Source organism: Legionella sheltonii (genome assembly GCF_026191355.1).
In the GTDB taxonomy this organism is placed as follows: domain Bacteria; phylum Pseudomonadota; class Gammaproteobacteria; order Legionellales; family Legionellaceae; genus Legionella; species Legionella sheltonii.
In genome coordinates this window covers 28,042-38,835 of the sequence record NZ_JAPHOQ010000017.1, presented here as the reverse complement: position 1 = coordinate 38,835, position 10,794 = coordinate 28,042, and the positions used below count along the sequence as shown (strand labels likewise).

Below are 10,794 nucleotides of genomic sequence, written 5' to 3'. Positions count from 1 at the left end.
ACAAATCACTCCTTTTTAAAGGAAACAGCAATTTCTTTTTTTAAAAATTAAAAACCCAAAGTTATCGCCATCACTTGGGTAGGTATGCCCTGCCTCCCACGTAATTACCGAATGTCCAAAAGGATGACAAAGGCGCGCTTCAGGCAATGTATTCACCAATTGGTAGCGGTAGCGGCTTTTGGGTAAAATGGATGAGGCGTATGTTTTACAAATAAGAGGCGCGTCTTTACCTACTGAATCAGTAATCGCACCCATCCGATGCAATTTGAAGTCCACGCGCTCTGTTAAAAGCGTTGCCGCAGAAATAGGGCTTGACTGGTTGGCCACAAACCCTGTCAATGGATAGGTTGAGCCTTGGGCGCCCTGACACCAAAATAAAGAATCGATGGGCATGCCCGTCAAGGCTGCTGTGGCATCGGCGGCACATGCTGCTCGCGCAGGAGGGCTACTGAATAAAGTTGCTTCGGGGTTGATGACAAATGCAAATTCAGAATCATTCCAGGTTGGATCAAGCTCACTTAAATACATCACATCAAAATCTTCAGTTTCCATACATCCAATCGATGTAAGCACTTGCAGCCAATACATCAAAGGATATTTGTACCAATGCACGTAATAAAAAGCTCCTTTGCCATCCGTATCAGGCATTTGGGAACCACCCAAACCTTGATCTTTAATGTGGAGCTGAATACCTAGATTGACCATACAGTAAGGCTTTCGCGTCACATCGGCCAAAGCAAAAGGCTCCCAATAGCCTATAGTAACGCCCAAGAGCTGTCCTTTATGAGGACAAGAACATAAAGGATTACCTGGATTTTTTGGATCGGGATAATGGCTATTCACCACATTAAAGTTTCCAATGGATAAAGGAAACAAGCAATTCCAGCAAATGTCTGTTATAGGATTAACAAAATGTCCCTTACATTGAGAAGCATGAAGTGGAGAATACCATCCTAAAAAGAGCAAACTGATATAAAATAAGAATCTAGGCATCATGAGCTCCAATTTCTTTAATCTGCCAATAAAGACCCTCTTGATTCACTACACTAGGTACGTTTTTGATATGGAGCTTATGAATCAGTACCCCATTTACATCAAAATAAACTCGCCCCAATAGCTCCGAAGCATCTCGAATATCTCCACCAGTAAGAATAAATTTGACCTGTTTGTAATCACGGTAGTGCTTTCTAACCCACTGCATTTGATTGGAATCATCCGCATTAAAAAAGAACAAAGTTTTATTAAATTGAATGTGTTGAAAGGGATTAATTTGCGTTCCCGCTTTAGCAAGGAGCATTCCATCAGGAGTCCAAACATCACGGGATACCGTTACGGAAGCGTCAATACAAAATGTTTTAGGCTCAACTGTTGACGGCAGATTAAGTGGCTTAGGTCGTATGGCATGTTCTGCAATCCGTTGTTTAATATCATGCTGATGACGAGCAAGCTCTCCTGTTTGTTGCATGATACTTAATCGTTTCATGATGACATGTCGGATATCTTCTTCTATAACTGGAAATACCTGCCCATAGCTCCCTAAATTTTGTCCATGAGCATGTAGGTATAAGCTCATCATCAACAACACCATCAAACCCTTTCTCATCCTAGTATTGTTCATGCTTCATCCTTGAAATGGTTTGCGCGACAATTTCATCCGTCGCATCCTGGGTATTTTGGCTGAATAAAACAGGGCTGCTTATTACCGTTACCTGATGCGATACCCCATAAGCTTTAATTACTTCCGGTAAGAGGGCTGAAAATCGCCTCATAATCTTTAATTGTTCTTGTTCGGTGAGTTTGGAACGTGCCAACATCATGGAGGGTTTTTGAATGACGCGCGTCATATCGATAACAACCAAAGAGGAGTGTTTGTGGGCAAAAGCCAACAAACAAAGCAATAGACCCAGTACAGCCAATGCCCCAAGAGCTATCCGATATTTTAAATCCCATTGATTAAGCACCATCGGCAACCCCATGATTCATCGGTTGTACCTGCGACATCGGATAATGCTCCTTGGCAACACGCATGATGGCATCCATATATTCTAAGCCCCTTGCCTGATAATTTTGCACGGCCTGAACATCATCTCCATCTGAAGATAAAAGCACGCGAATAAAAGGCGAGACAAACAACCGATGGAATGAGGAAATGCCATTGGCACGTAATAAAACTTGGGAAAAGCCCGCATCCTTTGCCTTAGGAAACGCTTTTAATATCGCCACCTCAAGTTCTGAAAAGGTCTCGTGTTTTTTCTGATGCTCTAACAAGGAGGTGTCTTGAAGGAAAATCAATTTGATTGCTGAATTTTCCCAGGCCGCACGCGCCTCAGGAAATTCAAAATAATCATCGATTCCTTGGGTAATGGTTACAAACGATGCCTTATGTTTGCGCCCAGTTCTAAACCCTTTAGTAATGAATTGAATCGCAATCGCATCGCCTGTAAAAAATGACCAGGCTTCATCAATGATGCACATCTTTTGCTTGCTTCTGTCCGAATCAAACATGCGTCTTTGAAATTGAGAAATAACAGACAGTAATACAGGAGCCCGAATACTCTGATTGTCTTCAATTTCCTTTAGGTCAACGACAATCACTCGTGCATCAGGAGCCAGTTGCGAGGGTTGATTAAACACTTGCCCGTGTTCTGCAAACGAGCAATAGCGTTGTAAATTTTTAGAAAGAATTCGTGCTGTAGGATAAGTTTCTTTATTAGACTCATAAAGTGCGATCAACTCAGTCTGCACCTCATCAACTCGTGTTTGATTCCCTGTTTTGCCAAATGCGGTCAAAATTGCTTCACGCAATGTTCCTCTGTCATCATCCGTAGCCCCACTGGTGGGGCACGCCAACAGCTCAAACAAGGCAATAATGTCATCAATTTCTCTTAAAATGTCTAAAACATGAGTAAACGGATTCATCGCAAGATTACTGTATTCCAGGTAAACCCCTCCTAGTGCCTGGCATAATTTCTTGTAACTTCCTCCCACATCAATACAACTCGTTGCTAGTTTTGTAATTTATAAAAATACATTTAAATTCAACAAATTGCCCCAACATTTAATTTTATAATTAAGAAAATAAAAACAGGGGGCTAATGTGAGTAAGCGAGGCTACAACAGGATTCCAACGCAATTAACTGAAAATGAGTTCAATGTATTTGTCTTTCCCTATCTGCAAAAAGGAAAACGCGGACCAAGGCCCAAAGTAGCACTGTATAAAATATTTAACTACATTTTGTACGTCATTCATACAGGGTGCCAATGGTATAAATTGCCGATTGATAAAATGGCTGACGGCAAGCCAGAAATCAGTTACACCCGTATTTTCAAACACTTCAGAGCCTGGCTCAAGAAAGGTTGCTTTGATCGGATGTTTGAGGCCTCTGTGGAATTACTTTCCAAAAACAATCTACTCGACACAAGTATTATTCATGGTGACGGCACAACAACTGCTGCTAAAAAAGGGGCGATAACCTCGGGTTCAGTGGACATAAACATCTCAAAGGAGACAAAGTTGTTGCTCTTTGTGACCGAAACTGCAATGTTATTGCGCCATTTGTCACTGGACCAGGGAACAAAAATGAATCCCCCATGCTACGGGATGCGTTTAAACCCCTAAAACAAATTGCCCAAGCAGTGGGCTTCTCACTGGAGGGCTCGGTAATGAGCCTTGATGGTGTTTATGATTGCAAAGCCAATCGCAAGATGATCTTTAACGCGGGCATGATCCCAAATATTAATGAAAACAAACGCAATCGCAAACGCTCCAAGCGAGGAAGAAAGCGGTTATTCAACAAAGCTATTTTTAAAGAGCGGTTTCGTACGATTGAGCGAGTTTTTGCTTGGGAAGACAAATTCAAACGCTTGCTTCTTCGATTTGAGCATCATAGCCCACATCACTATGCCATGAAAACCATAGCCTATACAATGATCAATCTGAGACATTTTTTTAGTCCCAAATAGAGCTCTGAGCAAAGCATAATTTTTCTTATGGGGTGTTTGAACCCAGGCGATAACTCGTCTCAAATAAAACTAAACAGAGCGATAATTGATCTTAATGGGCAAATAAGTTCATTCCTGGAGGCTTCTTCATGAACAATCACTACAGGTCAATTTTAATTCATCCTTTGAGGCAATTTTAAAGCCATTTACTAGCAACGACTTGGCGGTAATAAAGCAACTTGCTGATTGTTATTGGGTTGGGCGAAAACAAAATCTACTGATCACCGGTCCCACGGGTACCGGTAAAACGTGGCTTGCATGTGCTTTAGCTAATCAAGCGTGTCGTAATAATTTTACGGCACGTTATTTACGTTTACCAAGACTATTTCAGGCACTTGAATTAGCCCGAGGTGATGGGAGTTTCCCTAAATTACTTGCTTCATTAGAAAAAATCCAACTCCTTATATTGGATGATTGGGGTTTGGCTCCGATGAATGATGAGCAACGCCGTGATTTACTTGAAATTATGGATGACAGGCACAATCAGTCCTCAACCATTGTGACTAGCCAACTACCTGTTAAGCTCTGGCATGAGGTTATTGGTGATTTGACATTGGGGGATGCTATCTTGGATAGACTTGTTCATAACTCTCATCGAATTGATATGAAAGGTGAGTCAATGCGAAAAAAAATAACTACAAAATTAGATAATCTGGAGGATAAGTCATAAACTTTAAAAAAGCGTCGCTTTGCTCCGGTTTGATCGCCATCGAATGGAATCAGTGATCGGTATCAAATGGAATCTATGATCGCGATGGAATGGAATCTTTGATCGGCATCAGTGGAATCTGCATGCCGACTGTGATCCTATTCGTAAGGCGACATTATATACAAAGAGAAATTTTATCCCCTTTTGTGAAATTGATTTCGTTGATAATTTTGGCAAAGAAATTATGAACCAAAGATCTAGAATGGGCATTAAAAATGGAATTATATTGATGGAACGGTTTCCAAAATTCAACTACATGGTTACGCTTGGAACAGGTTTTTCTAATTTTGACTCATTTGATTTTATTAAAAGATATCACGATAGGATAAATCTCATAAAAAATGATTTTATCAATTTGATTAAAAAAGATGCTTATACATTTTTACCAAAGCCCATTTATGATAATTAATCATCTTTCCATCTGTGCCAAATAACTGGTGCCACACTCTCTATATCAACATTGAACAGAACAGGCTCAGCTGTTGTTTCATTTGGATTTAAGCAAGTTAAATTATAACCTCCAGAATTGCTTCTAATTAGCCTTCTAAAATATCTTTCACCATTTTTCAAATAAATAATACAGTCTTTGTTAACAGAAAGCCCTATTTTATCGTCATAACGCATCTTTCCACCAATATAATCTCCTGGCAAATAGAATGGTCGCATATCGTCATTAGATACCAGCATAACAACTGCATTTGGGTGACTTTCTTTGAATAGATTTGCATCTCTTACCATTGCAAGCTCATCATCTTCAAAAGAAATTTCTTGATTCGTAGGGGTAGCAAAATAATGACTTACGGTTACTGTTGATTTTGGATCAAGACCAATACCCTCCATAATCCAGTCTTCACTTACAATCAACCCCTCATTTCTATAAGCTTCTACACATCGCTGCGCTCCTGATTGTGTAAGCTTTGTAGTTCCATTTTCCCAAGACTTTAAAGTAACTTCGGGTAAACTATATTTTTCTTGCATATACGCTCTACTTACTCTAAGAATAGAGCGTATATATTTTAATCGATTTCCTGGGGTTTTATTATCCTGTTTGTTTATTGTATCCATAGTCATCTAGTCAATACCTGATTAGGTATAAACATATATTTATGCAAGGGTATAATTGTTAACAAGTTTTTCATGTTACATGACTTTAAGTTCATAGTATTAAAATAGATATCCAAATATCCCATATTAGATAATATGAGATATTTTCTCAAGCTATAATTAACCCACAGGAGGCGAATAAATATTTTCGGTGCGAAAGTTACATATAACGGTTCGTATAGACTGAAATAACGAGTGTCCATACCTATGGACACTCGTTAAAAAAGATATTTCAAATCACTTCTAGGTAATTTTTTAAATGCTCTACCAATTTTTTTAAGCTCTCGCTATCTAAGCCAATAGTTGGCAAAACAATTTTATTGTGATCCACCTTAAATAATATTTTATTCTTAGAAGAATATACATTCTTAGAAATTTCTTTATTTTCTTTTTCTAGAAGTTTTTTGATTTTTGATGAACCAGCTCCCTTTTGAATCTCGCTAGCAATTGATAGTAACTCTACAAGTACATTAGGATCGCTATCCAACAATTGTTTTATAAAGCATGCGGTTTTTATAGTGACTTTCCTCATATCACCAACAGCTTCCCATAACTCACTAGGTATTGATGAAAAAGAAAGTAAATTGCTCAATGATGATTTAGACATACCTAATCTTTTTGCAAGTGTTCTCTGTGAGATTTTTTCTTCGCTAAGGATTTTATGATAACTTACACTCTGAGAATAGTGTGATAACTCTTGTTTTATATTTTCTGCCGCCTGTAAAATAAACGCATCTTCATCTGTAAGATTTTTAATTACGGCTTTTACTTTCTTATTTATAAGAGAACACGCTCGCCATCGTCTTTCACCCGCAATGACTTCATATTTATCATTTACCTCTCTCACCACAATAGGTTGAACTTGCCCATTTTCTGAAATATTAGATGCTAACTCATGAAGATCTCCCATTTCAAAGTTTTGCCTATCCGCATATTTCCAATTAATACAATCCAAAGGATCAATTTCTTTAATAACTTCATCATTACTGTTATGGAAGTATTCTTTTTTTTCAGCAGTATTAGTAATAAATAAAGATCCGAAATCTTTTGTATTTGATTTATTTTTCATAATTTTCTCATTATAAATTTTGAATTAACTCATCCAGTACTTTATTAAACTCAACTAGAGGCTTCTCACCCTTTCTTTTTTCTTTTAGGGCATATTCTTCTATTGAATTTAAATAACCAGGAGTTTGACTTTCAATAACAGCTGTACACTGGGAAATTTCATTTTTTAAAACTAAGTCTCCGAAAGCTTCATGGAGCTGATCTCTAATATTTTTATAAACAATAGTGTTTCTATTAACTCGGTTAAGAATGATTCCTGCCAGCTTAAGTGAAGGACTTAATCCTGGTTGTTGCGCCACTTTTATTTTTTGCATCAACGACAACAACCCTTGCATATGATATGCCTCTGGGTACACGGGGATAACAATATTATTAGAAGCAATTAACCCAGAAATAAAAACTGTTCCAAGAGAAGGCGGAGAATCAATGATGACATAAGTGAATCCATATTTCAGTGCCATTTTTTTTATGGAGTCTCTTAGATTGAAAAATACTTCAATGGCTGTTTTTTTATCGATATCTACTAAATTTTCATCCGATCCTATTAAATATAGGTTTTTTTCTATTTCTATAGGATCTATTTCTTTACCTAAATGTACAAGCGTAGATGATTGTTGCGGTGGATAATTTTCCTTTCCAAGCAAAGTAAATGATAGATTCCCTTGTGAGTCATTATCAATGACTAAAACCTTCTCACCTCTTTTTGCCAACATTTTTGAAAAATTTAAAGATAGAGTTGTTTTTCCACAACCACCTTTTTGATTTGCAAATACTATAACCTTTAACTCTTTATTTTCAATTGTAGGTTTTTCCATCCAATACTTAAATAACCTTATAGCTCTATCAGGAGCATCTTTATATCCCTCAGTGCCTTCTGATAAAAGCCATTTTTTTACTGAGCTAATAGAATATCCAGTAATCTCTGCAATATCATTCTGAGTCAATTTAAATTCTTGTTTCCAGCCATGAATCAAAGAATTATTATGGTTCATTTTTTATTCCTATAATTGAAATCAACTTCAATTATAGTTCACTCAGGAATACTTTCAATAGTAATTTGGTTTTTTTTGACTATTATTGTTGACATAAATAAAAATGATCATTAAATTAGTATTGGCAATACCAATAGAAATTTTTAGAGATTAGAGATTAGAGATTAGATTTCATGAGTGGTGTGCGAAACCACCCATGAATTGTATAGCAATTAGCTTGGAACAAAGCTAAACACCAAAAATACTGAAGGAAATTAGAAGTTCCATCGAAATTTTTGGATCCATCCACTGACTATTTTAGCTTTGTTCCCCTAAAAAAACAATAAAGATAAGGACATTATCTATGGGGAACCTTTGTTCAATTTTTCACGTGAGATTTAAACATCTCATGAAAGTGATTCCATCTGCTCGAAAAGCGCAACTTGTGGATTACATACTGCTAGGTTGGCAAACCAGCACCTACACCTTAAAAAACTCAAGTAATAAATGGTTCATGAAGCCCTATACTGAAATCGTTGAAGACACCGGTATTCCCAAAAGCACGTTAGAACGGTACATCAAAGAATTAGTTGAAGAGGGTTTTATTGAACGACGCCAGGCGCTTTATAGCAGAACGAAAGAGCAGGGTGGCTTTGAAGTAAAAAAAGGCAGCTACATTCATATTACCGATAAATTGCTCGCACTGATTAAACCTTCCCAACCCGCTCCAGAGACACCTCAAGAAAACACAACAGATATCCACAACGAACCAAACGATTCTTATCAGCAAGATAATGAAGATCAGGATAATATCAAACCAGAATGCAATGAATTTGATATAAATGAGGGGATCGATCCCCTCAAAATGAGGGGATTATATATAAGTGATCTTTATGGTTCTTTTTCTATTAATAATATTATTTTTAAAAAATTAACCCACTCTGTGGATAAAACAACACGCATGCGATTAAGCCAGCAATTCGAATCCATTCAGAATTTACTCTATTCAGAAATCAAGGAAGAAATCCCTGATGAAGTCAAAAAACTGGTTTTAGGCACGTTCTTCAATCTAACTTTTGAACACAAAAAGCAACTTTCATCTCCAAAACAACTCGCAGCCGAATATTTGTTTGCACTGCTTAACAGTGAGTTTTATTTGCCGGACGTGGCTTGTTTTAAACACCGGAATAACATCCTTTCAAAAATGATTCGGGAAAATCGTTGGCGTACCCCTAAAGGATTTTATAAGCACTTCTATTTGGGACAAGATTTTAAAGATCAACAGGAATTGCGAGAAGAACGATGGCAACAACAAAAAAATAACGAAATGAATCCTAATCAGGAGATGATGGAAGAGCAAAAAGACGAACGACTCATTCAGCTAGAGCTTCAAATGCTTGAAAAAAGCACGTTACTGGATACGCTCACGCAAAGCATTTATCAGCAATCAAGTGAAGAAGTTATTGTTACGATTCGAGAGCGCATTCAAGAGGTAAGACGAGAACTAGAGCACCTATGGCATCAGCAGTTTCTTATTGAACAAGAATGTGAGCAGCAGGATATTTTAAACCATACAAAGCTCTGTGCTTGAAGTGCATGGAATGAGAAATTGGAAGAACTTTATGCATCAATAAATACTTTAAGTTAGTCACTGTCGCGTAATGTTTGGGGCAAGTTTGAGGAATAAAAATTGAAGGAATTTTTTTGATTTTCAATCAGTAACAAAGTATCATAATTTGAAATAGTTTTTCAATATTAAATAACATATAGGATGCTGGTGCAGGGAATGAACTATTTATTAGATATCAAAAATGGATTGCCCATAGAGTCCGATAACAGGACCATTGCCAGCAATCAGCAATCAGCAATCAGCAATCAGCAATCAGCAATCAGCAATCAGCAATCAGCAATCAGCACTAGATTTTTCCTTATTTTCATTTTACTCCATTATATTTTATTGTGTTTCTTTCCTTTACTTAGGGGCTTGTTTCATCTCGTTGCTCTTCTTAAATCCTATGGGGTACGTTTCTGCCTTCATTCTCTTGTTATTCCAATCGATTGCCGCTGACTGGTTACTATTTTCACTTAATGACTCGTTTTACTTTGCAAGGAGCGCTTATGAAGTATCGTTTATTTCTTTCTATAGCAACAGTCAGTGTGCTGGGAAGCACAGCATTTGCGGGTACCATGGGGCCTGTTATTCCCTCCAAAGACTGGACCTGGGTTGCTTCAATAGCCGCGGGGCCCGTTTGGGCAAGAGGCGGTGAGACACAGACTTTTTATTTGGCGCCAGAGATTGAAAAGACCTATGCGGCTAGAAAATCGACTAATGCCATTGCCTCGGGTGAACTGTTTGTTGGCATACAAAAAGAATTGACTTCTCAATGGCTGGGGCAATTGGGATTGGCAGCTGCCACTACTGGCAATGCCAGACTTCAGGGCGTGATATGGGATGATGCCGACCCTCAATTTGATAATTACAGCTACCTTTACAAAGTCCGAAACTCTCGCGTAGCAGTAAAAGGCAAGCTGTTGCTTGATAAAGGCTATTGGGTCATGCCCTGGGTGAGCGCAAGTCTTGGGGTGGGGTTTAACCGCGCTCATGATTTTACGAATACGCCTTTGATTTTTGAGGCGCTTCCTAATAACAACTTTGAAGACCACACAAAAACCGCTTTCACCTACACGCTGGGTGCTGGGGTGCAAAAATCCATTAGCGAACATTGGCAATTGGGGGTTGGTTATGAGTTTGCCGACTGGGGTAAAAGCGAACTGGGTCGTGCTTTGGGGCAGAGCCTAAACACGGGATTAGCCCTTAATCACCTCTACACCAATGGGGTTTTGTTTAATTTGACTTACATCGCATAAGGACAAAGGTCATGCTACGATACAGCAACAAAATTTTTTTAAAGAGAATACTGGCTTTCTTGTGGTTAGGAT

General features: G+C 38.0%; 11 protein-coding genes and 2 pseudogenes. 6 read left to right on the top strand and 7 right to left on the bottom strand.

The window, feature by feature from the left end:
• Positions 1-15: 15 nt before the first annotated feature.
• Genes traU through OQJ26_RS17105 form a run of 4 tightly spaced genes read right to left on the bottom strand, consistent with a single transcriptional unit; the run spans position 16 to position 2,988 of the window.
• Positions 16-996 carry a conjugal transfer pilus assembly protein TraU gene (traU, locus tag OQJ26_RS17120; RefSeq protein ID WP_463605698.1) on the bottom strand — a complete coding sequence of 327 codons (981 nt, stop codon included), beginning with the start codon at positions 994-996 and terminating at the stop codon, positions 16-18.
• Complete coding sequence (gene traW / locus OQJ26_RS17115; RefSeq protein WP_265704926.1) at positions 986-1,618, bottom strand: type-F conjugative transfer system protein TraW; 633 nt, start codon at positions 1,616-1,618, stop codon at positions 986-988. The genes traU and traW overlap by 11 nt, the downstream gene beginning before the upstream one ends.
• A complete protein-coding gene (locus OQJ26_RS17110) occupies positions 1,605-1,964 on the bottom strand; it encodes a TrbI F-type domain-containing protein (protein ID WP_265704925.1) in 360 nt (119 codons plus the stop codon). The genes traW and OQJ26_RS17110 overlap by 14 nt, the downstream gene beginning before the upstream one ends.
• The gene (locus OQJ26_RS17105; RefSeq protein WP_265704924.1) at positions 1,954-2,988 is read right to left on the bottom strand and encodes a TraG/VirB4 family ATPase; all 1,035 of its coding nucleotides are present in this window, start codon (positions 2,986-2,988) and stop codon (positions 1,954-1,956) included. The genes OQJ26_RS17110 and OQJ26_RS17105 overlap by 11 nt, the downstream gene beginning before the upstream one ends.
• A 109-nt stretch (positions 2,989-3,097) precedes the next feature.
• Between OQJ26_RS17105 and OQJ26_RS17100 the strand changes: the two genes are divergently transcribed.
• The 3 genes and pseudogenes from OQJ26_RS17100 to istB all read left to right on the top strand — a co-directional run.
• The gene (locus tag OQJ26_RS17100) at positions 3,098-3,619 is read left to right on the top strand and encodes a transposase (protein WP_265703925.1); all 522 of its coding nucleotides are present in this window, start codon (positions 3,098-3,100) and stop codon (positions 3,617-3,619) included.
• Positions 3,538-3,963 (top strand): annotated as a pseudogene (locus OQJ26_RS17095) (transposase family protein); the annotation flags it as partial. The gene OQJ26_RS17100 and the pseudogene OQJ26_RS17095, both read left to right, overlap by 82 nt.
• Positions 3,964-4,159: 196 nt before the next feature.
• Positions 4,160-4,672, top strand: a pseudogene (gene istB / locus OQJ26_RS17090) (IS21-like element helper ATPase IstB); the annotation flags it as partial.
• Between the two features lie 444 nt (positions 4,673-5,116).
• On the opposite strand, the gene OQJ26_RS17085 reads toward istB, so the two are convergent.
• From OQJ26_RS17085 to OQJ26_RS17075, 3 genes are all read right to left on the bottom strand, one after another.
• Positions 5,117-5,782: a S24 family peptidase gene (locus tag OQJ26_RS17085; RefSeq protein ID WP_061718045.1), complete on the bottom strand. Its 666-nt coding sequence runs from the start codon at positions 5,780-5,782 to the stop codon at positions 5,117-5,119.
• Positions 5,783-6,047: 265 nt separating this feature from the next.
• Positions 6,048-6,884 carry a ParB/RepB/Spo0J family partition protein gene (locus tag OQJ26_RS17080; RefSeq protein ID WP_265704923.1) on the bottom strand — a complete coding sequence of 279 codons (837 nt, stop codon included), beginning with the start codon at positions 6,882-6,884 and terminating at the stop codon, positions 6,048-6,050.
• 10 nt (positions 6,885-6,894) lie between these two features.
• Complete coding sequence (locus OQJ26_RS17075; protein WP_265704922.1) at positions 6,895-7,875, bottom strand: ParA family protein; 981 nt, start codon at positions 7,873-7,875, stop codon at positions 6,895-6,897.
• A 388-nt stretch (positions 7,876-8,263) separates the two neighbouring features.
• Between OQJ26_RS17075 and OQJ26_RS17070 the strand changes: the two genes are divergently transcribed.
• The 3 genes from OQJ26_RS17070 to OQJ26_RS17060 all read left to right on the top strand — a co-directional run bounded on the left by OQJ26_RS17070 (position 8,264) and on the right by OQJ26_RS17060 (position 10,722).
• Positions 8,264-9,445 carry a helix-turn-helix domain-containing protein gene (locus tag OQJ26_RS17070; RefSeq protein ID WP_265704921.1) on the top strand — a complete coding sequence of 394 codons (1,182 nt, stop codon included), beginning with the start codon at positions 8,264-8,266 and terminating at the stop codon, positions 9,443-9,445.
• Between the two features lie 195 nt (positions 9,446-9,640).
• Entirely contained in the window at positions 9,641-9,922 is a 282-nt protein-coding gene (locus tag OQJ26_RS17065; protein ID WP_058453025.1) for a hypothetical protein, read from the top strand.
• Between the two features lie 50 nt (positions 9,923-9,972).
• Positions 9,973-10,722 carry an outer membrane protein gene (locus tag OQJ26_RS17060; RefSeq protein WP_058453026.1) on the top strand — a complete coding sequence of 250 codons (750 nt, stop codon included), beginning with the start codon at positions 9,973-9,975 and terminating at the stop codon, positions 10,720-10,722.
• Positions 10,723-10,794 lie beyond the last annotated feature (72 nt).

Bases quoted from the DNA above. Each gene is read 5' to 3' on its own strand.
- traU (WP_463605698.1), bottom strand. From the start codon at position 996: ATGATGCCTAGATTCTTATTTTATATCAGTTTGCTCTTTTTAGGATGG.
- traW (WP_265704926.1), bottom strand. From the start codon at position 1,618: ATGAACAATACTAGGATGAGAAAGGGTTTGATGGTGTTGTTGATGATG.
- OQJ26_RS17110 (WP_265704925.1), bottom strand. From the start codon at position 1,964: ATGGTGCTTAATCAATGGGATTTAAAATATCGGATAGCTCTTGGGGCA.
- OQJ26_RS17085 (WP_061718045.1), bottom strand. From the start codon at position 5,782: ATGACTATGGATACAATAAACAAACAGGATAATAAAACCCCAGGAAAT.
- OQJ26_RS17080 (WP_265704923.1), bottom strand. From the start codon at position 6,884: ATGAAAAATAAATCAAATACAAAAGATTTCGGATCTTTATTTATTACT.
- OQJ26_RS17075 (WP_265704922.1), bottom strand. From the start codon at position 7,875: ATGAACCATAATAATTCTTTGATTCATGGCTGGAAACAAGAATTTAAA.
- OQJ26_RS17070 (WP_265704921.1), top strand. From the start codon at position 8,264: ATGAAAGTGATTCCATCTGCTCGAAAAGCGCAACTTGTGGATTACATA.
- OQJ26_RS17065 (WP_058453025.1), top strand. From the start codon at position 9,641: ATGAACTATTTATTAGATATCAAAAATGGATTGCCCATAGAGTCCGAT.
- OQJ26_RS17060 (WP_058453026.1), top strand. From the start codon at position 9,973: ATGAAGTATCGTTTATTTCTTTCTATAGCAACAGTCAGTGTGCTGGGA.